Below are 20,565 nucleotides of genomic sequence, written 5' to 3' on the forward strand. Positions count from 1 at the left end.
TTATATTGTGTTACATTTTTGAGAAGGGAGGAAAAAATGATGTCAGCTAAGCTTCCAGATGAAAATAACCGAAAAAAAACAAAGGATGAGCCATTCGGGGAAATAATCAAGTCAATGAATACCTTTTTTAACGAAAAGCCTGTCAGAGGTTTCTTGCAATCTATTGATGATTTTTTTAAAAGTCCCTTTCCCCCTAGCGCATCATTTCAGGTTAAAACAGTAGAAACTGATAAAGAAATCATCATTACTGCTGAACTTCCAGGTATAAAAAGGGAACAAATCCATTTAGATATTTTAGGAAACCAGTTAACGATTTCAATTGAAAACAATGATAATAGTATTGAAGAAGATGAAAAAAATCAGCTGTTTCGGAGTATGCAACTTCAGGTCCATTCATCCCGAACGATCAATCTTCCTAAACCCATTAATGATAAAAAGGTAAAAGCAAGCTACCACGATGGACTCTTACAAATTCGTATTCCACAACAGAAAGGAAAAATTATTCATATTGAAGAAGATTGATAAATTACAGGCAAGCAATCCATTGCTTGCTTTTTTTTGAATGGCTCTGTTAACTATAGAAAACTCGCTGATTGGCGAACCCCTACGGGCGATGATTAGGCGTAGTTGCCCTTATGCGCTAGCAGAATTTACGGTTATAAATTCTAATTAGCAAAAAAAGACGACCATCTTTGGTCGCCAGATTGTCGAGAAAGGGGTATTTTTCTCGGCAATTTTTATTTTCTCAGAATCCGAATGCCAAATTTATCAAAGCTCCCTGCAAATGGGCCTGTTGATTTCCGCTCCAGGCACTCGCTTTCCGCGGGGAGGTCCTGAAGCCTCCTCGGCGTTACCGCGAGGCCACTGAAAAAGTCCCATTTTTTTAGGCAGTTGAAAGTTTGAATTAATCAAACTTTCAACTGCCTATTTGTCTTATAATAATGATATTAAATGTATGTAGGTGATATCTAAATGATTTCCAATCAAGAATCTCTCAATTTCAGTCCATATTTAGCTATTTTTGATCTCGTAGTTCCAGAGGATAATATGCTTCGCCAAATCAATAAACTAGTTGACTTTTCATTTATTCTTGAAGAATTAAAAACGAAATATTGTCTTGATAACGGTCGGAATGCAGTGTCACCGATACGTATGTTCAAATATCTATTGCTTAAATCAATTTATGATTTGTCAGATATAGATGTAGTAGAACGTTCAAAATATGATATGTCGTTTAAATATTTCCTCGATATGGCACCAGAAGATTCCGTAATTGACCCAAGTTCTTTAACAAAATTCCGTAAACTCCGTCTTCAAGATGTGGGTTTATTAGATATGCTCATTGGAAAGACCGTTGAGATTGCAATTGAAAAGGAAATTATTAAAAATAAAACCATTATTGTTGATGCTACACATACAAAAGCACGTTATAACCAAAAATCACCGAGAGAATTTTTGCAGGAGAAATCAAAAAATGTGCGAAAAGCCGTTTATCAGTTCGATGAATCCATGAAAGAGAAATTCCCATCCAAAACAACTTCTAACGAAGTAACAGATGAATTAAATTATTGCCGTCAAATCATTTCTGTTGTCGAGTCAGAACCTAAAATTGCGGCAACCCCAGCTGTAAAGGAAAAATTAAATGTACTAAAAGAAGTAGTGGAAGATTATACAGAACAACTGGCTTTTTCAACAGACCCAGACGCACGTGTAGGACATAAAACAGCTGATTCTTCTTTTTTTGGCTACAAAACGCATATTGCAATGAGTGATGAACGAATTATTACTGCTGCAGTTGTGACAACAGGTGAAAAAAATGATGGAAAATATCTGCAGGAATTAATTAAAAAAAGCCAAGCAACAGGAATGGAAATTAATACAATTATTGGGGATACTGCCTACTCTGAGAAAAATAATATTTGTTATACAAAAGAACACCAATTAACACTTGTTTCTAGACTGCATCCACTTATTACATATGGTAGAAGAACAAAAGAAGATGAATTTAATTTTAATAAAGATGCAGGGATGTATGTTTGTAAAGCCGGGCATATGGCCATTCGAAAAAAATATGAAGAAAGAAAGAATCAAGATAAAAACCCTAGAATCAAGTACCTTTTCGATATTAAAAAATGTGCTGTTTGTCTTTTCCGTGAAGGATGTTATAAAGAAGGAGCGAAAAGTAAGTCCTATTCAGTAACCATCAAATCAACGGAACATACAGGTCAAGAAGCGTTTCAAAATACGGAAGTTTTAAAAACCTAGCGAAAACACGCTATAAAATTGAGGCGAAAAATAGTGAACTTAAACATAGACACGGGTATGATGTGGCGTCATCTATGGGTCTATTTGGCATGGAAATACAAGGAGCTACAGCGATATTCGCAGTCAATCTCAAGAGGATTATAAAGCTCCTCTCTGAGAAAAAATAAGATAGAATATAAAAGTAACCAAGAAAAAAGCAGCTAGTTATCCAAAATTCGGACAACTAGCTGCTTTTTTTATCCACATCCAATGAGAAAAATAAAAATTCGCCAGTTTTTCAGCAGCCTCGTTACCGCCTGTGGGGTCTCCAGTGACCTCTATATCCCGCAGGAGTCGAGTGCCCTCCGCTCCAATCAACAGGGGGTAAATCAACTTAAAGTATTGCAACACACTTTTTCCAATTTAGCTAAATGTGTTACAATCTTTTTTATATTTTGGCATGCGGCAGTAAGGAGAGCCTGCTCGGATGCATTCTTCAATCCCGTAACCGGCAATAGCGAAGCCCATGCAGCTCTTCCAGAGTCTGCGAAGCTTCGCTCAATTTTTTCCTTTCTAAATTTATAAAGTATTTTTCCAGATTTAGGCAAGCGATTTACCTTACCTTTTCTTTGTGGTCCTCCCAAACATGTCGTGTTATAACTTTCACTTTATTTTTTGAGCGTGTACATTGGGATAAAAATGGGCAGTTCGTACACTTCTTCGAATCAGATTTGTATTCCCTATATCCCACACGGGTTGTAGTTTTGTATGTTAATTCTTTGTTGTTGGGGCATATGTACAGGTCACATCCTTAAAACGGTGTTGACGATTCCAACTAATCCTTGAGTGATGAGGTACAGAGTCCTTGAATTTTAGACCTAAAAACCAGCGATAGGCAACGTTTGTTCTTCTAGTTGGCGTTCAGAACGAATGCCATAAATATAACCAATAAACATCATTTTAAAAAGAATAAGGGGGTCAGTTGGGCGTCCATTATCATCGCTGTAATATTGGCGGATTTTTTCTAGAAGAAAGGAAAAATCAATATATTTATCAATCAATCAAACGAAGTAGATGGTCATCAGGTACTAATTCATCAATAGATACAAATTCATATTCATTTTGACTAGACTCTTTTGGCTTAAACATTGATTTCACCACTTTTTTATTATTTATTAGTTGAACGTAAGTTCTTTATTGAAAGACACTCTGTTGATTGGAGTGGAAGGCGCTCGACTCCTGCGGGTGTACGGGGCAGGGGAGATCCCGCAAGCGCTTCAGCGCTGAGGAAGCTCCCCGGCACGCCCGCGGAAAGCGAGCGCCTGGAGCGGAAATCAACAGACCAGTTACAAAGCTAATATACTAATATCATTATAACAAATTAATGCGGTGAATTATTAAAGAATCTATGCAAAATAATAAGCTGTCGAAGGGTTTTTCGACAGCCTGACTACCATCTTTGGTCGCCTTTTTTACGCCTTGAAAAATCCTCCCAAGCCCTTTACTATCGAGGAAACTTGATTAACTGCAGACATCATTTGACCCGCAGTATTCATCATTTTATTATAATCTACTGATCCGTCCTGAGATTTAAATGAATTCATAAATGATTGCATTCCGCCATTATGCTTTGGCATCAAATTTTGTTTAGGATAAGGATTCATGTTTTGATTTGGATATTGGTTCATATTCTGATATCCGTTTGATTGTAGAAATTGGTTAGGATGCATTTCTTCTTGTGGCTGTAGTGGATTTTGAAATAGGAACTGCGAATCTTTGTGAGGATATGTTGTTGGGATATGAGAATGTTGGTTTTGCATATTTGCTTGTGGAACAGCCTGGTTTAAAGGTTGTTGATATCCTCCTTGGAAATAAGGGTTGAGCGGTTGAATTCCTCCTTGATAATAAGGGTTCTGTTGTTGATAAGATTGCCACTGATGATTTTGACTTTGATTTTGATATGGATTCTGACTTTGATATGGATTTTGATTTTGATATGGACTCTGACTTTGATATGGATTTTGACTTTGATGTGGACTCTGACTTTGATATGGATTTTGATTTTGATATGGACTCTGATCTGGATATGGCTGATTACGTATGACCCCTCTGGTATCTTCAAAATTTGATGGGGTTTTTTGCATCATTTGCCCTGGGTATCCATAGTTGAAGTAGTTTCTTCGATTTCCAAACATGGGCAAACATCTCCTCCGCTAATTCATTACTACACTTTATGAAAATAGTGGAGAAAAGGTGATTTTTTTCAAAATTAAATATATTTGTCGGAAAGTGTCGGAAGTTTAAATTTTTTAAAAACTAAAATTTTTTTTATTTCATGTTACCATTGAAGATAGAATAGATGAAGGAGGCACTAATATGGACATTGGCGAATTAAAAAGCCTATTTATTCAAAGTCGTGACTGTACACCTGATAATGTAAATGAATTAATGGATTTTGCAAAGAAAGCATATATTCAAAATGAGATTACTATAAAAGAATATCGCCTTCTTGTCAGGGATTTGGAAGCTCATGGTGCCATTAATCCAGACATTACTGATGACTCCCTCATCAAAAATACGAATTGAAAAAGAGATATGTCATCGATTATAAGCTACAAGGGCGATGATTAGTGGATTCCACTAAAAAAGTATAGCCTTTAAAGGGATTGACTATTTTTAGTACAATCCCTTTTTATTTTGTTAATTCTTTCATTATTCCTGTAAGAAAATAATCAATGGTCCGATTTGAATTTAAAAATCTCGTCTTACTTGTTTCAGGAAAAAACGCTTGGATCGATAAACCCTCAATTTGTTCATAAGTGGAGTCCACCTGGCTACTTTTAAAATGGTTAGGCGAATTTTCGGTAATCCACCTTTTTAGAAGGATTCTCCATTCATCATTGATAGCTTTAACTTCATTTGCAAAAGGTTTTACAACTTCGTGAAAGTCTATTTTCATCAGTTCCTCTCTTCCCGCTTCAAAGTATTGCAAAAATAACTCATTATAGTGTAAGAGTTTCTCCGTTAATAGTATTATTTGTTTTTCCATATTTCAAAATTCCTTTCCTTTCCAAAATAAAAAGTAGCTTAATCATCAAAGCTACCCAACAAAGTTATTATTATTTTAACTCTAGTTAAAAGCCTAATTCAAACTTTAGTGAGGCTGGCTTCTGATTTTTAATATTGGAATCTTGTTGTTCCTCAGTATTTTTGAAATAGACTTCCTCTATTTTCTTTTCAAGATTGGAAATTTTTTGCTCAGGTTCTACCATTTTACTAAGTTCATCAGTTTTCCATTTATCGCTTAGTTCAGAAAAGGATGCATCCAGTACTGACTCCAATTCTTCTAATTGATCGTAAATTTCTGTCATCATTATTAATAGTTTTTCCTTTTGTGATACGGAATTAATCATTTAATGCCCTCCTATATTTTTTCTATGTAGACTAATTCTCCTTCCTTTTCCTGCTTCCTTCCTTCTTGACAAAACTAGAAGCAATTCGCCAAAGAAAGTGTCAATATGGCATTTTTACGTTTTTATTTCGACATAATTCAATAGATACATGAAATCCTTTAAATCCGCACATGATATTTAAGGAGGTGTATTATTTTGCAAAAAAATAACCAAGAAAATAAGAAACAACCGCGTACAGAAGCTCCAAAAATGCCAGGATTTGGTGACAAAAAGCTAGAAGGACCAAATCGCCCGGCAGAGTAATGGTTACACGAGCTATGAGGATGGATTCCCATCAACCAAAAAAGCAAGGGAAGCCCTTGCTTTTTTAGCTAATCAGAATTTCTTTTTTATATTTAACGTTTGTTTAGCTAGAAGCAATAATTGAAGTTGGTATTTTTTTGCATAGTACCAATCTGTCAAATGAATGGGGTGATGGTTTGCTGCTGGAAAATGGAGCCATCCAGGCGAGACATGACGATTCAAACTCCAATCATTAATTTGATGACGATGATGTTTAATTACCGGAAATGTCGCCCTTAAAAATGGAGTTTCTCTTTTACTATTTGTTTTAAAATACTGTTCATAATCAAATCTTGAACCTGTATGAGTTGTATTTTCAGCAAATTCATAAAAATACGGAAATAATCGCTGATCAAATAGGATTGTGCTCAGTCTTTTCCCAAGATTAATCCTTTTCGAGATAGACTTAAACCCGCTTACACTTGCTCCATAAAGCTCCCCACCACAAGTTGGAAATAAAACACAACTAAAATGAAGCCAATCCTGAAAAGAGAAAATCATCGAGTGAAACACTCTTTTTTTATATACTGGATGTTCAATTACAGGTTTTTGAATAACATTTTGTTCATTTATTATTAATGCCCTCGTTAGTTTTACTTGATCGTTCCCTTTCCAATAATGCTCCCATTCCTTTTGAATAAACTTGGAAACATTGAAATATGGAAGTAAATGAAACATTGAACGGTTTATTTTCGTCGAATATTGGTAAAGCAAAAGCTGAGGAAAAACATCTTGAAAAATAAGCCAATTTGCTCGCTCGTAGGTAAGAAAAAGTAGTTTTCTTGTTTGGGGATCTAAAATTTCCGGGAAGATTGATCCCTCGAGATCACACATATTCCAGCCCCCGTTTCTTGAAACCATACTTGCAAGAAACGACCAAATTAGATCTGGGTTCTTTTTAAAATAATTAAAATATGCTTCTGTTCTCGTTATGTTATCTCTATTTTTCTTATTGGTTTCTATTTGGATTTGACGAACAATCGTTTGTTCCTGTATTGTAAAATGATTCATGCTATATCTTCTTCCCTTAATAAAAATGCTTTTATTTTTTAGAGTACATCAAGTTAGATAAATTTATTCACCTCAATTTGAATTGGATTTGATATGATAGGTATTAGTTTGTGAGGTGGATAACATTGAATTTTCATTATCCTAATGGAAAACAATATATACCAAAGAAAAATGTTGCCGAGATAGGTAGTAAGATAAAAAATGGATCATTCAGTAATCGAGGGATGACACTTGAAGAGGATTTAAACGAAACAAATGCATTTTATCTTGATCGAGAAATAGCTGTGATCCATAAAAAACCAACGCCAGTCCAAATCGTTCAAGTAGATTATCCCCGACGAAGTGCTGCTGTAATTAAAGAGGCCTATTTCAAGCAGGCATCCACAACAGATTATAATGGGGTATATAAGGGAAGATATATTGATTTTGAGGCAAAGGAAACACAAAATGCCACATCTTTTCCATTGAAAAATTTTCATGAACATCAGATTCATCATATGCAAGCCGTATTAGCTCAAAAGGGAATTTGTTTTGTTATCATCCGATTTACAGCTTTTGAACAAGTATTTTTACTTGAAGCAAAGCACTTATTATCTTTTTGGGAAAGAATGAAGAGTGGTGGAAGGAAATCAATCACAAAGATAGAAATAGAACGGATAGCATATTGCATCCCACTTGGATTTCAACCTAGAATTGACTATATTAAAATAATAGAACAACTTTATGAGTTATCTTAAGAATGATTTTTATTCAAGGCTTAGAAAGGAAGGAACTTTATAATGGCAGATCAATATCAATCAAGGGAGGAGCGTCGGAAACAACTCACCTCGAAGAGCAACCAGAAAGGCAAGAAAAAGACTGGTGGATTAGCGAAGAAAATCTTTCTGACCTTAATCGCTCTTGGAATTGTTGGAATGTTGGCCGGAGTAGCAACATTTGCCTACTTAGTGAAAGACGCTCCTAAACTTGATCCCAAGTTATTAAAAGATCCAATCGCCTCGAAAATTTTAGATATGAATGGAAATTTAGTTACAGAAGTAGGCGCTGCGAACAGAGAATATGTGGCATATAAAGATATTCCAAGTGTTGTGGAGGATGCCTTTTTGGCAACTGAGGATTATCGCTTTTACCAGCATCACGGTATTGATCCAATACGTCTTGGTGGAGCTGTTTTAGCAAATCTTCAACATGGTTTTGGCACTGAAGGGGCAAGTACGATTACTCAGCAAGTTGTCAAAAATTCATTTTTATCACCGAAAAAAACATTAAAAAGAAAAGTTGAAGAGGCGTGGCTTGCCTATCAGCTTGAACAAAAATATACAAAGCATCAAATTTTAGAAATGTACCTCAATAAAATTTTTATGTCAGAAAATGCTAATGGGGTTGGAACTGCTGCCAAAGTTTATTATGGCAAAAGTATAAAGGATGTAACATTACCAGAAGCCGCTATGCTTGCGGGGCTTCCGCAAAGTCCTAATAACTATAATCCATTTAATCATCCAGAGGCAGCTAAAAAAAGACGTGACATTGTTCTCAGTCTAATGAACCAACATGGCTATATTTCAAAGACTGAAATGGAAAAAGCTCAAAATACCCCTGTTCAATCAACACTTGTAAAAGATGAACAGCGTACCATAAATGAAAAACCATATGATTCATTTGTTGATGCCGTTATTGATGAAGTTAAACAGAGTGGAGATTTTGATATATTTTCTGACGGTTTAACCATTTATACTACATTGGATCCAAAGGCCCAACTATATGTTGATAAAGTTCTTAATACAAATGAAATTGTAAATTACCCTGATGATCAATTCCAAGCTGGTGTTGCTCTTCTAGATACCAAAACAGATGAAATCCGTGCAATCGGAGGCGGAAGGAATCAAAAGGTAAAACGTGGATTTAACTTTGCTATTGATACCCAACGTCAGCCTGGTTCAACAATTAAACCAGTTTTGGATTATGGTCCTGCAATCGAGTATCTTCAGTGGGGAACATACCATATGATTGAGGATAAACAAATCAAGTATTCAACAGGAAAGACATTTGGGAACTGGGATAATCGCTATATGGGACCCATGACAATTAGAAAAGCCCTACAATTATCTCGTAATACTCCTGCTGTTCAAACATTACAACAGGTTGGATTGGATAAGGCAAAAAACTTTGCTATAAATTTAGGAATACCATTAAAAGATATATATGAATCATATGCTATAGGTGGTTTTACCCACGGGGTATCCCCACTACAAATGGCAGGAGCCTACAGTGCATTTGGTAATAATGGCTTTTACACAAAGCCTCATGCAATAACAAAGATCAAGCTTCGTGATGGTACTGAAATCAATACAGCACCGGAAACAAAGGTTGTCATGAAAGATTATACGGCATTCATGGTTACAGATATGCTAAAAAGTGTCCTTGAATACCCTGGAACAGGTGTAAAAGCAAAAATTCCTGGCCTTCCTGTTGCTGGTAAAACGGGGACAACTAACTATTCAGATCAGGAATTAAGTCAATGGAATATAGGAAGCAGTAAAGCCGTTCCAGACGCATGGTTTACTGGTTATACAACCAAATACACAGCATCAGTTTGGACCGGTTACAAAGACCGTTCTACACCGATCGAACCAGGTGACAATCAAAAAATAGCCCAATATATCTTTAAAAATGTAATGGAATACGTTTCAAGGGATGTAAATACACCTGACTTTACTATACCAAAATCAGTTCAAAAGGTTAGAATTGAAAAAGACACAATGCCTCCAAAATTGGCAAGTGCTTATACACCAGATAGCGAAGTCCTTTACGAGTATGCAGTCAAAGGGCACGCGCCTAAAAATGTATCCGTAAAATATAATAAACTTGATGCACCAATTGGCGCATCAGCAACCTTCGACCAGGTGAAAAATGAGATTGTTCTTACTTGGAATTACAATAATAAGTCAGCTACACCTGTTCAGTTTGATGTAAGTGTTTCTTTAAATGGCGGAACAGAGCAAAAGCTTTCTTCAACTTCTGAAAAAGGGCTTCGGATTTCCAATCCGACTCCTGGGGCAAAATATCAATTTAAGATTATTGCTACAAGTACTGGTGAAACAAGTGATCCCGCAACGGTTTCCATTGATATTCCAAGTCCAACAAACGAAAATAATCAAGGGGATCAAAATGGAAATCAAGGCGGCGATAATGGAGGAACTATCCCTCCTGTCACAAATCCAGGAAACGGAAGTGGTGGAGGAACTACTAACGGTGGTGGTACTACTGGTACTGGTTCTGGAAATGGTTCTGGCACTGGTTCTGGCACTGGTTCTGGCACTGGTTCTGGTTCTGGAGCCGGAAACGGGGCCGGCGGTTCTTCTGGTGGTTCTGGTACTGGTAATGGTTCAGATTCCACAGGAACGGGTTCAAACGGCACCGGTGGATAACTAACAAATGCGCAAGCATCCTGATATACATTGACAATCCAATAGTTGGTAAGTTGTCAACTATATACTTTCTTATCATATAAAGAAAAGAAAAAATCGTTTAGACTTTTGGTCTAAACGATCAGATTGCCGAGAAAGGGTATTTTCTCGGCAATTTTTTATTTAAATTGATGTTGGCGATTCCAAATAACGCGGATGATTTATTCGTATTAAGAACATCTCTCATTACTATCATTTAAATTCCACCAGGATATTAATATTTTCAAAAAATAGAGCATAATCGTGCCCGGGTTCGACGAGAGCATGAATGATTTCCAAAGACCACATTTTTTGCCATCTAGTGGGATCAATGAGCACTAATGGTTCCAAGAAGTCTCTTTTAGCTAAGCAGAATTTATACCTATAAATACTGCTAGCGAATAAGCTCATCGTCCTTAAGGGCATGCTATTCGGCGAGTTTTTTTATATTTATAAAGGGTATTTTTAGATTTTTCTACTATATCTACATGAGTTGATTGGAGCGGAGAGCACTTGACTCCTGCGGGATTAGAGGGAATGGGAGACCCCACAGGCGGTACGCCGAGGAGGCTTCCATCCCTCCCCGCGGAAAGCAAGTGCCCGGAGCGGAAAGCAACGGGCAAAGTTTTAGTCTAAAAACAATCATTTATACTCAAAGAACCTTTAAAAAATGATTAGAATTTTAAATAGAACCTTGAGTTAATGACATTGGAGGATACCCCGCAGGAGCGGTGTATAGTCAAATAAATTAAATAAATAAAAAAGCCATCGAGAGGTTTTTCGACAGCCTGAGCGTTTAGACTTTTGGTCTAAACGCTTTTTTCATTATATTTTTCTTTTCATACTGTTTTTCCTGTTCAAGCATTAGCTCTGATAATTGAATGTATGAGTGAAATAGATTTGGTCTGGAAATAATGAATCTCAATCTTTCTTGGACATTCACAGGTTTATATGCTAATTCCAGGATAGAAAAGGATTCATTTAACTGAACCGGCTCACCATTACTCCAAAACAAAAGTTGAATAAACAAACCAATTCCTTTTTTCATACTCTGTAAAATATTCTTTTGATCTCTTTCACGATGCAATAATTTCAAGTGATCCTTTTCTGTTTGCCATTTATCCAATAAGGTAGGAATAACTTCCTCATAACTCACCCAAGGTTTAAAGGTTTCAATGCCATTATAGTAAAAAAGTTCACAAATAAAATTCACTTCAAGAGTAAAAGGAACTGGAGGCTTTTTCACAGCAATTTCATTCTCAGAAAAAAAGAATGGATGCACTAACTCATCTGGAATTTGTAATCTTTTGATCGAATCATCCATTTACTTTACCCTTTCCCTTCATCCTTTTCTTTCCTTCCCTGCATAATTCAAGTAGCGGGCAAACATCACATTGAGGGTTTTGTGCTTTACAATGATACCTGCCAAAAAATATCAACCGATGGTGTGTGACCGACCATTCCTCTTTTGGTACTTTTCTCATAAGTGTATTTTCAACTTCTAAGACTGAGTCTTTCCAGCGACATATTGCTAATCGTTTACTTACCCTTTCTACATGGGTATCTACAGCAATTGCAGGAATACCAAATGCGACTGAAACAACAACATTTGCCGTTTTTCGGCCAACACCTGGGAGCTTTATTAGTTCATCTCTATCTGCTGGTATTTTCCCATCATACTGTTCTAATACGATTCGGCAAAGACCTTGGATATTTTTTGCCTTATTGCGATATAACCCTATTGAGCGAATATCATTTTGAAGTTCTTCAAGTGGGACATGTAAATAATCATTCGGGGTTTTATATTTTTCAAATAGCCCCCTAGTTACCTTATTTACGAGCGCATCGGTACACTGTGCCGATAAGGAAACCGCGATTATCAGCTCAAATGGATTTGTATGATTTAATTCGCAATGTGCTTCAGGATACATTTCACCCATTTTATCAAAGCAGTATCGAATTTGAGTATTTGTAAGCATGTACATCACCTCAATAAGTAGATTCAAAAAACGAGAGATCCTATTCTCTCGTTTTTTAGAAAAACTATTGTTCTAACCAGTTATAGAATGGCACTGTTGTTGATGATGGCTGTTCCGCTTGCGGATCCCTGCCATGCATTTGTTTTTGGCGGAATTTGCGTCCCTGGCTTTTTGCCTGATCAATTGTTTTAATTCCGTTTTTCTTCCATTCAAAAAGAATTCTGTCAATATACCGAAAATTTAATTTCCCAGACATCACAGCCTCACGTAATGCAGCTTTAATAATTGAGGGGTCATGGTGGTCATCATCCATCCACATGCCAAGTGTTTCGCATTCAAACGGAGATAACGGTCGTCCAAATTCTTTTTCATAACATGTATAAAGATCTGTTTCTTCTGATTGTCTACTCAGTTCTTGCTTACCTTTTTTATTTAATAGAAACTGGTCAATTAATTTTTCCCATAATGGTCTTAAAGAATATCGTTCAAATCTAATACCTTCTGTTGAACATTCATCTATTATTTCAATAAACCCATGTTGGATAAGCTTTCTTAGTATTTCTGTACATTCTGTAGTTGAAATCGTCATACGTGAAGAAAGTTCTTCAGGGGTAGGAAACCCATTCCCTTTTTCAATAAATGTATTTATGTGCAATAGGAGCATTAGTTCATATTCATTTAATTTAATATTTCTATATTCCAAAAATAAAATAGCAGGAATGGTAATATTTCCTTCTTCGATCCATGATAATAAACTCGATCTCATTTTTAGGACACCTCCCTTTAAGTATACCATGAATTGAGCCATACGAAAATGGAGAAAGAAAAGCAGATTTTGTTAAAAAAACTAGCCTATTGGCGAGCCCCTAAGAGCGATGATTAGGCGTAGTTGCACTTATGCACTAGCAGAATTTATGGAAAAGAATTCTGCTTAGCTAAAAATAGAAAGTAAAAAGTCTGCTAGTGTGCAGACTTTTTACTTTCTTATTGGTAGTGCCTTAATTCAACTTTTTTAGTTTGCCTTCTATTTAGATATTTATTTTGCTTTTTTTACTCGAATGAATTGGTTAATTCGCTCTACTGCGACCTCTAAAAGATCAAGTGAAGTTGCGTATGATAGACGTATGTTATCAGGAGCACCAAAACCGGAACCCGGAATTACTGCCACCTTCGCTTCAACAAGTAACCCTTCAACAAACTCATCAACATTGCTGTATCCTGTTAATTCTGCAGCTTCCTTAGCATTCGGGAATAAATAAAATGCACCTTGTGGTTTCACACATGTTAGACCCGGAATAGTAATTAGCTTATCATAAATAGCTTCGAGCCTTTTTTCGAATGCCAAACGCATTTCTTCAACAGGCTCTTGGGTTCCATTGTAAGCAGCAATTGCAGCATATTGTGCTGTTGTTGTAGGATTGGAAGTACTATGACTTGCCAGATTAGTCATTGCCTTTATAATTTGCTGATTACCTGCAGCATACCCAATTCTCCAGCCTGTCATAGAATGTGACTTTGAAACACCGTTTATAATGATTGTTTGTTCTTTCAATTCATTTGATAATTGTGCAATTGAAACATGTTTAACATCACCATAGATCAATTTTTCATAAATCTCATCAGAAATAATTAGGATATTTTTTTCAACACAAATTTTTCCTAAATCTCGTAGCTCATCCTCTGTGTAAAGAATACCAGTGGGATTACTTGGAGAATTAAGAATAACCGCTTTTGTCTTTTCAGTTATAGCGCCTTCCAACTGTTCAGCTGTGATCTTAAATTCATTACCTTCAGATCCTTCTACATAAACTGGTTTGCCCCCAGAAAGTTTTACTTGTTCCGGGTAACTTACCCAGTATGGTGTAGGGATAATTACTTCATCCCCGTCATTTAAGATAACCTGAAACAAGGTGTATAAGGCATGCTTAGCTCCATTTGCCACAATAATTTCATTTGGTTGATATGAGAGCTCTTGATCTTTTGCTAATTTCTCAATGATTGCCTTCTTAAGATCAGGCAATCCAGCTGAAGGCGTATATTTTGTTTGGCCTTCATTCATTGACTCAACAGCTGCATCCAAAATATGTTTTGGTGTATTAAAATCAGGTTCGCCAGCACCCAATCCGATTACATCAATACCCTGCGCTTTCAATTCTTTTGCTTTTGCAGTAATTGCCAATGTGGATGACGGTGTTAAGGACATTACTCTGTTTGCTAATTTTAATTCCATACTATTTCCTCCACTCACCAATGAATTATAAGTTTTCAATTTTCTTTAACCATTCACCTGTTTCAAAGCGAATATAATAATAATTTATTAAATTATTATCGGAACGATAATAGATTTCCCATAAAGGAATATTTTTTTCCATTCCCAATCTGACTGAAATAATTTTTTTGGGATTTTTTGATTCCTCTAATTTTCGAATTGCCTCTGCTTTTGTAAGGCCATTTTTCGCTTTTTTGATAACCATTTTTTTGCTTTTTTCAGGAATCCAAATAATAATTTTATCGCCTTGTTTATTTTCCCCTTCAATAACGTCCACTGTTTCAAGACCATGATACAAATGGAAATCATTTACTTGGCTGATATGAACTTTCTTTTCAGCAAAGGTAACAGCTTTTTTCTCAGCAATTTTTAAAGGTTCGACTGCGGTTAAATATATTTTAGTAAAGATCCCAATAACAATTAAAAAAAATAATATTAAAATTAAAATCCATTTTTTCATTTTTTCACATCACTATGTACGATAAATTGTAAATATCGCTTTATTTTGATCATCACTATCAAGGGCAAGCCCAAACATAAGGTCTTTATCTTTCAAAGTCCGGTTAAGTGAGTCTACAATTTTATATAAATCCGAACTATGCTGAATCTTAACTGTTGAGAGAACCTCAATTTTGCTTTCCAAAAATTTAACCTCCTTCACCCAATTTCCCCAATAGGAAATGATGGATTCTATTAAATCATTATAACAGGTGAGAGCCATTTCGCTACTCAAACCAATTAATTTACCAAAATTTTTTAAACAACGTTACATGTTTTTACTAATTATTAACAATGCATTTTGCCATTACTAACCCATTTAAAGCCATGAATGAATGACTTCAACTAATTCATTGATTGGGCCATTTTTTACTGGAATGGCTGGAATTGATTTTAAAAATGCATATCCATAGTTAGTTGAGACAATCCGTTTATCAAAAATAACGATAATACCCCGATCCGTTTCCATTCGAATTAAACGGCCGAATCCCTGCTTAAATCGTAAAATAGCTTCAGGCAATGAATAATCAGAAAAGGCATTCCCACCTTGTCTTTTAACAAATTCACATTTTGCCTCAGTAAATGGTTCTTCCGGCGAGCTAAATGGAAGTCTGACAATCACAAGGCAAGACAAATCTTCTCCAGGAATATCAATTCCCTCCCAAAAACTACTTGTACCAAGCAAAATCGCTTTTTCATATCTTTGGAAATTTCTTGTAAGTCTTGTCCGACTTCCACTCGTAATCCCCTGAGCAATAAGAGCAAAGTCTTCTAAAAAACCACTTTCTTTTATCAGATCATATGTTTTTCGGAGCATTTCATGGGAAGTAAATAGAATAAGCATTCTCCCCCTTGTTGCTTCGGCAATTGTAATAAGATGCTCTGTTATTGCCACAACATAATCATCTACCGAAACCGATTTAATCTCCGGCAAATCATCTGGGATAAGGAGTTGAATCTGGTTTTTGTAATCGAATGGTGATGGTATTGTTAATGTATTTGTTGAAATCGGATCAATCCCCAATTCCCTCATCACAAATTCATATGATTGGTTAACAGTCAAGGTGGCCGATGTAACCACAATCCCTTTTTTCTTTTGAAAAAATTCAGTTTTAAGCGAAGGTGCAATTGACGCAGGTAGGGCAAAAATGGTTGTTACATTTTGTGTAGAGCGTAAGTCGATTTCAATCCATCTAACAAAATCTGAATCCCTCAACATCATTTCCCGAATATTTTCTCTCAAATCGTCAAGCTCTAGTATGAAAACATTCAATTCTTCTAGAAGATTTTTTTGGTCATATGTAAGAGTTTCCTTTACATTTTCAAATAATTCCATTCGTTTCTCAAATAGGAGTTTTATATCCTTAAGCAAAAAAGCAAATCGTTCTGCACAATGGACAAGTGCAGACATTTCTCTTTCTTGTTCGTTTAAAGAAAGTTTTACTTTCAACCTTTTTATTCCTTTAACATTTCCATTTTTTTTATTTGCAAGAATGGCAGCCATTTTAAAGAACTCGTCATTTTCATAAAATAAATTCGAGATAAGCTGGTTAAGCTCGGATGTTGGAATAATTTCTTCCTGTTTAACCTGGATCGTTTTTATAAGTTCTTCTACTCTATAAAAAAGCAGCCTTTGCTCATAAAGACCTAATTGTCCTAATAACAATCGAACAGTTAAGTAATCTAAAGAGCAACCAAAAAAATTAGAGGCTACCTTTTCTAAATGGTGTCCTTCATCAATGATCGCATAATCATAATCCGGCAAAATAGGATGAAAAGCCGCAAGATCGCTTAATAAAAGAGAATGATTAGTTATGATAATATCCGCAGTCTCTGCCTCTTTCCTTGCCCTAAAATAAAAATCCCTTTCCTGCCACTTTCTATTCTGACTGAAAATAGGTTGTTCATTTTTTATTTTATTCCAGTAAAGTAGGCCACCACTAGATAAATTTAATTCATCTTTGTCACCTGTTTCTGTTTCCATAAGCCAGATTAATATCTGCATTTTTGTTAATGTCGTATCGTAATTATCTTCTTCTACCTTTAAGGATTGAACAAACTTCTCCAAATTTAGGTAGTGGTTCCGTCCCTTTAATAAAACTGTCTTAACATTAAATGGAACGATTTTTGAAAGCAAGGGAATTTCTTTGTTCATCAATTGTTCTTGAAGCTGAATGGTGTGTGTGCTGATTACTACGGGAAATCTATTATTTTTTGCAAAATAAGCAGCAGGTAAAAGGTAGCCAATCGATTTTCCAATTCCTGTTCCAGCCTCTATTAACGTATGGTTCTTGTCAAGGAATGAATGATAAACGGCGTCCATCATCCTGAATTGACCTATTCTCTTCTTGTACGAATCAAATGCATTATCTAATATTCCTATTTTTTCTTCATCAGTTTCAGGGTAATGGTACATATCACTATTTAATGATTGGTATACATTTTGCATATGTCTTTTTAAAGCTATTCCATTAAAAATTTCAATCGTTTTAGGAAGCTCTTCAATAGTTTTTCTTTTTTCTACTAATAATTCATCAAGTAATTGTTGTATATCACTTTTTAATCCACCTGAAAGGACCATAAGCTCTTCTAGGGTCTTATTAGGAATCAAAGCAAGCTTGTTTAATAATATCTGTAGCAACTCTGCAGTAACTTGTGCATCACTATCTGCTTGATGTGGACGATCATGTTGTAAATCCTCCCTTTCAGCCAAATCGGATAATTTATAGCCATCTGCAGTTGGGTAAAGGAATCTGGCCAATTCAACTGTATCTAAAATAGGACCATAAAAACCTTCATGGCCTGCCTGTACCAATTCCTCCTGAAGAAAAGATAAATCAAATAAAACATTATGGGCGACAAAATAGGCATCATCTAATAATGAAACGATTTTAGATGCTACTTCTGAAAAAACAGGTGCAGCTTCTACCATCTCATTATTTAATCCGGTCAATTCTTCAATAAAGGCCGGAATAGGCTTATGAGGATTGATTAGTGATGAAAATTTTTCTGTTATTTTTCCATCCTCTATGACTACTGCAGCAAACTGGATAATTTTTTCGCCCTTTTTAGGGAGATTTCCAGTTGTTTCTAAATCAATTACAACAAATTTATTTAACATTTTACAAACACCTCAAACCTTTGTACATAAACGGTACCACAAAAAGATGAAAAGAAAAAGAATCCCTAGCAAATGAGAAATAGACTTTTAAAAATAGTATATACTAACTTTCCCTAGAAAGGAAAAATCCCCAAAATTGGGGATTATAAAATCGTAAGTGCCGGTTCTGAATGTATCATTTCTATTATATGATTATTTCCATCCATTATTGCAACCTTTGGTTTGTGGTGAGGTACTTTTTCCTCTGGGATCATTACATAAGAGATAATGATAACAATATCCCCTTGTTGAACAAGACGGGCAGCTGCTCCATTTAAACAAATAACGCCACTACCTCTTTTTCCAGGGATGATATAAGTTTCCAAACGAGCTCCATTATTATTATTAACGATAGCCACTTTTTCGTTAGCAACCATGCCGACCGCATCTAAAAGATCTTCATCAATGGTTATACTTCCTACATAATTCAAATTAGCTTCCGTAACTGTTGCCCGATGAATTTTACCGTTCATCATGGTGCGAAACATAGCTCTTCCTCCTAAATATTTTCCTAATTTACATCCATCATTACATTATCAATTAACCGAACCCTTGAAAATTTAACTGCAAGTGCAATTATTATAGAACCCTTTATTTTTTCCAATCGGTTCAAGCTGGGATAACTATAAACTTCGATATAATCTACAATGCCACTTGTCTCATCTTTTATATGTCGTTCAATTAATTGAATAACATTTATTGGATTCCGTTCCCCGTTTTCAATTGTCTCCCGTGCAATTTGTAAACTTCTGTAAAGAGCGGTTGCTTGTTTTCTTTCATCATGAAGTAACTTCACATTTCGTGAACTTTTCGCAAGTCCATCCTCTTCCCTTACAATATCCACTGGAACAAGTTGAATTGGAAAATGAAAGTCTGAGATTAGCCCCTCAACTACTGCCACCTGCTGTGCATCCTTTTTACCAAAGTAAGCCCTTGTTGGCATCATAATAGTAAATAATTTTGTTAAAATAGTTGCTACCCCATCGAAATGGCCTGGGCGTGATTTTCCACATAAAACATCTGTGCGCTCTTGAACCACTACTTTTACAGTAGAAGAGTGTGGATACATTTCTTCAACTGATGGGTGGAAAAGATAATCTATTTTTTCACCTTGGGCCAATTCTAGATCTCTTTCAAAATCGCGTGGATATGTTTCATAGTCTTCACCAGGACCAAATTGAATCGGATTAACAAAAATACTTATAACGACAATATCATTCTCTTGTCTTGCTTTTTTCATAAGGGTTAAATGACCTTCATGAAGGAAACCCATTGTTGGAACAAATCCAATTGATTTTCCTAATTCTTTTTGTCTATTTATTTCTGACTGCATTTCTGTGATTGTTGTTACTACCTTCATTCTTTACCTCCATATAGCCCTGAAAGCTCTGTTTCATTCATTGTAAAAGTGTGCTGCCCTTCTGGAAACTGTTCGCTTTTTACATCTGATACATAAGCTTGAATTGATTCAATAATAAATGGATTTAATGAAGTATATTGTTTCACGAATTTTGGTACTCGTTTCACTCCATATCCTAAAATATCATGATAGACAAGGACCTGCCCATCAACTTCAAGACCTGCTCCAATTCCTATAACTGGGATTGAAATGGCCTTTGTTATTTCCGCTGCAAGTTGTTTTGGAACACATTCTAGAACCAGCGCAAATGCACCTGCTGCTTCACACTTTATAGCATCCTCAATAAGTTTCCTTGCTGCCTCTCTATCTTTCCCTTGAACCTTATATCCTCCGAGAGTTCCCACTGATTGGGGTGTTAAACCTAAATGGGCACAAACCGGAATTCCAGCACTTGTGATAGCAGCCATTTTTCCTATCACATCATCAGCACCCTCGATTTTCACCGCATGTGCACCCGTTTCTTGAATAAGCCTACCAGCATTTTTTAAAGTATCTTTAACAGATAAATGATAGGTTAGAAAAGGCATATCAACAATAATAAATGTATCTTTAGCCCCACGTTTAACTGCCTTCGTATGGTGAATCATATCTTCCAGCGTTACCGGAATGGTCGAATCGTAACCTAGTACAACCATACCTAAAGAATCGCCAACTAATATGAAGTCAACTCCCCCTGCTTCCGCAAGATTTGCTGAAGGATAGTCATATGCAGTCAGCATAACCATTTTCTCATTTCTTTCTTTCATTTTCATAAAATCAAGTGTTTGCTTCATCTTTTTCCCT

The 20,565-nt window shown here is 35.7% G+C and carries 18 protein-coding genes and 3 pseudogenes; 5 read left to right on the plus strand and 16 right to left on the minus strand.

The features are described from left to right. The first annotated feature begins 39 nt into the window (after positions 1 to 39). Together RCG20_RS03980 and RCG20_RS03985 are read left to right on the plus strand one after the other, a co-directional pair. Positions 40 to 522 (plus strand): Hsp20/alpha crystallin family protein, encoded by a 483-nt coding sequence (locus tag RCG20_RS03980; protein WP_308182942.1) that lies wholly within the window; start codon positions 40 to 42, stop codon positions 520 to 522. 450 nt (positions 523 to 972) lie between these two features. Beyond that, positions 973 to 2,432 (plus strand): annotated as a pseudogene (locus RCG20_RS03985) (IS1182 family transposase). A 201-nt stretch (positions 2,433 to 2,633) separates the two neighbouring features. Here RCG20_RS03985 and RCG20_RS21730 read toward each other — a convergent pair. From RCG20_RS21730 to RCG20_RS03995, 3 genes and pseudogenes are all read right to left on the minus strand, one after another. Then, positions 2,634 to 2,995 (minus strand): annotated as a pseudogene (locus tag RCG20_RS21730) (transposase). Between the two features lie 20 nt (positions 2,996 to 3,015). Next, a pseudogene (locus tag RCG20_RS21735) lies at positions 3,016 to 3,203 on the minus strand (transposase). A gap of 513 nt (positions 3,204 to 3,716) precedes the next feature. Continuing rightward, positions 3,717 to 4,439: a YppG family protein gene (locus RCG20_RS03995; RefSeq protein WP_308182943.1), complete on the minus strand. Its 723-nt coding sequence runs from the start codon at positions 4,437 to 4,439 to the stop codon at positions 3,717 to 3,719. A 181-nt stretch (positions 4,440 to 4,620) separates the two neighbouring features. Here RCG20_RS03995 and RCG20_RS04000 point away from each other — a divergent pair, with 181 nt between their 5' ends. After that, positions 4,621 to 4,830 carry a YppF family protein gene (locus RCG20_RS04000; protein ID WP_308182944.1) on the plus strand — a complete coding sequence of 70 codons (210 nt, stop codon included), beginning with the start codon at positions 4,621 to 4,623 and terminating at the stop codon, positions 4,828 to 4,830. A 106-nt stretch (positions 4,831 to 4,936) separates the two neighbouring features. Here the strand turns inward: RCG20_RS04000 and RCG20_RS04005 are convergent, their stop codons facing one another. The 3 genes from RCG20_RS04005 to RCG20_RS04015 form a co-directional block, all read right to left on the minus strand. Beyond that, positions 4,937 to 5,293: a DUF1798 family protein gene (locus RCG20_RS04005; RefSeq protein ID WP_308182946.1), complete on the minus strand. Its 357-nt coding sequence runs from the start codon at positions 5,291 to 5,293 to the stop codon at positions 4,937 to 4,939. Positions 5,294 to 5,378: 85 nt separating this feature from the next. Further along, entirely contained in the window at positions 5,379 to 5,657 is a 279-nt protein-coding gene (locus RCG20_RS04010) for a hypothetical protein (RefSeq protein WP_308182947.1), read from the minus strand. A gap of 375 nt (positions 5,658 to 6,032) precedes the next feature. Continuing rightward, the gene (locus tag RCG20_RS04015) at positions 6,033 to 7,010 is read right to left on the minus strand and encodes a DUF2515 family protein (RefSeq protein WP_308182948.1); all 978 of its coding nucleotides are present in this window, start codon (positions 7,008 to 7,010) and stop codon (positions 6,033 to 6,035) included. Positions 7,011 to 7,135: 125 nt separating this feature from the next. On the opposite strand from RCG20_RS04015, the gene recU reads away from it, so the two are divergent. Both recU and RCG20_RS04025 read left to right on the plus strand, forming a co-directional pair. Further along, positions 7,136 to 7,747, plus strand: a complete 612-nt coding sequence (recU, locus tag RCG20_RS04020; RefSeq protein ID WP_308182949.1) for a Holliday junction resolvase RecU — start codon at positions 7,136 to 7,138, stop codon at positions 7,745 to 7,747. Between the two features lie 42 nt (positions 7,748 to 7,789). Beyond that, positions 7,790 to 10,438: a transglycosylase domain-containing protein gene (locus tag RCG20_RS04025; protein ID WP_308182950.1), complete on the plus strand. Its 2,649-nt coding sequence runs from the start codon at positions 7,790 to 7,792 to the stop codon at positions 10,436 to 10,438. Positions 10,439 to 11,252: 814 nt separating this feature from the next. Here RCG20_RS04025 and RCG20_RS04030 read toward each other — a convergent pair. The 10 genes from RCG20_RS04030 to panB form a co-directional block, all read right to left on the minus strand. Beyond that, complete coding sequence (locus RCG20_RS04030; protein WP_308182951.1) at positions 11,253 to 11,780, minus strand: YpoC family protein; 528 nt, start codon at positions 11,778 to 11,780, stop codon at positions 11,253 to 11,255. Next, complete coding sequence (nth, locus tag RCG20_RS04035; RefSeq protein WP_308182952.1) at positions 11,773 to 12,435, minus strand: endonuclease III; 663 nt, start codon at positions 12,433 to 12,435, stop codon at positions 11,773 to 11,775. Before nth ends, RCG20_RS04030 begins: the two co-directional genes overlap by 8 nt. A gap of 64 nt (positions 12,436 to 12,499) precedes the next feature. Then, positions 12,500 to 13,201: a DnaD domain-containing protein gene (locus RCG20_RS04040; RefSeq protein ID WP_308182953.1), complete on the minus strand. Its 702-nt coding sequence runs from the start codon at positions 13,199 to 13,201 to the stop codon at positions 12,500 to 12,502. A 270-nt stretch (positions 13,202 to 13,471) separates the two neighbouring features. Further along, positions 13,472 to 14,665 carry a pyridoxal phosphate-dependent aminotransferase gene (locus tag RCG20_RS04045; RefSeq protein WP_308182954.1) on the minus strand — a complete coding sequence of 398 codons (1,194 nt, stop codon included), beginning with the start codon at positions 14,663 to 14,665 and terminating at the stop codon, positions 13,472 to 13,474. A 25-nt stretch (positions 14,666 to 14,690) separates the two neighbouring features. Then, positions 14,691 to 15,164, minus strand: coding sequence for a cell wall elongation regulator TseB-like domain-containing protein (locus RCG20_RS04050; RefSeq protein WP_308182955.1), 474 nt, complete (start codon positions 15,162 to 15,164; stop codon positions 14,691 to 14,693). Positions 15,165 to 15,176: 12 nt separating this feature from the next. Then, positions 15,177 to 15,347, minus strand: a complete 171-nt coding sequence (locus tag RCG20_RS04055) for a YpmA family protein (protein WP_308182956.1) — start codon at positions 15,345 to 15,347, stop codon at positions 15,177 to 15,179. 174 nt (positions 15,348 to 15,521) lie between these two features. Continuing rightward, a complete protein-coding gene (gene dinG, locus RCG20_RS04060) occupies positions 15,522 to 18,323 on the minus strand; it encodes an ATP-dependent DNA helicase DinG (protein ID WP_308182957.1) in 2,802 nt (933 codons plus the stop codon). 143 nt (positions 18,324 to 18,466) lie between these two features. After that, complete coding sequence (gene panD / locus RCG20_RS04065) at positions 18,467 to 18,850, minus strand: aspartate 1-decarboxylase (protein ID WP_308182958.1); 384 nt, start codon at positions 18,848 to 18,850, stop codon at positions 18,467 to 18,469. Between the two features lie 23 nt (positions 18,851 to 18,873). After that, a complete protein-coding gene (panC, locus tag RCG20_RS04070) occupies positions 18,874 to 19,722 on the minus strand; it encodes a pantoate--beta-alanine ligase (protein ID WP_308182959.1) in 849 nt (282 codons plus the stop codon). Then, on the minus strand, positions 19,719 to 20,555 hold the full coding sequence (gene panB / locus RCG20_RS04075) for a 3-methyl-2-oxobutanoate hydroxymethyltransferase (protein WP_308182960.1): 837 nt from the start codon (positions 20,553 to 20,555) through the stop codon (positions 19,719 to 19,721). Before panB ends, panC begins: the two co-directional genes overlap by 4 nt. Between the last annotated feature and the right edge of the window lie 10 nt (positions 20,556 to 20,565).

Source organism: Neobacillus sp. PS3-40 (assembly GCF_030915485.1).
In the GTDB taxonomy this organism is placed as follows: domain Bacteria; phylum Bacillota; class Bacilli; order Bacillales; family Cytobacillaceae; genus JAUZPL01.

Excerpts from the sequence above, each read along its gene's own strand:
- RCG20_RS04025 (WP_308182950.1), top strand. The coding sequence starts at position 7,790 with ATGGCAGATCAATATCAATCAAGGGAGGAGCGTCGGAAACAACTCACC.
- RCG20_RS04015 (WP_308182948.1), bottom strand. The coding sequence starts at position 7,010 with ATGAATCATTTTACAATACAGGAACAAACGATTGTTCGTCAAATCCAA.
- RCG20_RS03980 (WP_308182942.1), top strand. The coding sequence starts at position 40 with ATGTCAGCTAAGCTTCCAGATGAAAATAACCGAAAAAAAACAAAGGAT.
- RCG20_RS04050 (WP_308182955.1), bottom strand. The coding sequence starts at position 15,164 with ATGAAAAAATGGATTTTAATTTTAATATTATTTTTTTTAATTGTTATT.
- RCG20_RS04005 (WP_308182946.1), bottom strand. The coding sequence starts at position 5,293 with ATGGAAAAACAAATAATACTATTAACGGAGAAACTCTTACACTATAAT.
- panD (WP_308182958.1), bottom strand. The coding sequence starts at position 18,850 with ATGTTTCGCACCATGATGAACGGTAAAATTCATCGGGCAACAGTTACG.
- panC (WP_308182959.1), bottom strand. The coding sequence starts at position 19,722 with ATGAAGGTAGTAACAACAATCACAGAAATGCAGTCAGAAATAAATAGA.
- RCG20_RS04030 (WP_308182951.1), bottom strand. The coding sequence starts at position 11,780 with ATGGATGATTCGATCAAAAGATTACAAATTCCAGATGAGTTAGTGCAT.
- RCG20_RS04000 (WP_308182944.1), top strand. The coding sequence starts at position 4,621 with ATGGACATTGGCGAATTAAAAAGCCTATTTATTCAAAGTCGTGACTGT.
- RCG20_RS04010 (WP_308182947.1), bottom strand. The coding sequence starts at position 5,657 with ATGATTAATTCCGTATCACAAAAGGAAAAACTATTAATAATGATGACA.
- nth (WP_308182952.1), bottom strand. The coding sequence starts at position 12,435 with ATGCTTACAAATACTCAAATTCGATACTGCTTTGATAAAATGGGTGAA.
- dinG (WP_308182957.1), bottom strand. The coding sequence starts at position 18,323 with ATGTTAAATAAATTTGTTGTAATTGATTTAGAAACAACTGGAAATCTC.
- RCG20_RS03995 (WP_308182943.1), bottom strand. The coding sequence starts at position 4,439 with ATGTTTGGAAATCGAAGAAACTACTTCAACTATGGATACCCAGGGCAA.
- RCG20_RS04045 (WP_308182954.1), bottom strand. The coding sequence starts at position 14,665 with ATGGAATTAAAATTAGCAAACAGAGTAATGTCCTTAACACCGTCATCC.
- RCG20_RS04040 (WP_308182953.1), bottom strand. The coding sequence starts at position 13,201 with ATGAGATCGAGTTTATTATCATGGATCGAAGAAGGAAATATTACCATT.
- panB (WP_308182960.1), bottom strand. The coding sequence starts at position 20,555 with ATGAAGCAAACACTTGATTTTATGAAAATGAAAGAAAGAAATGAGAAA.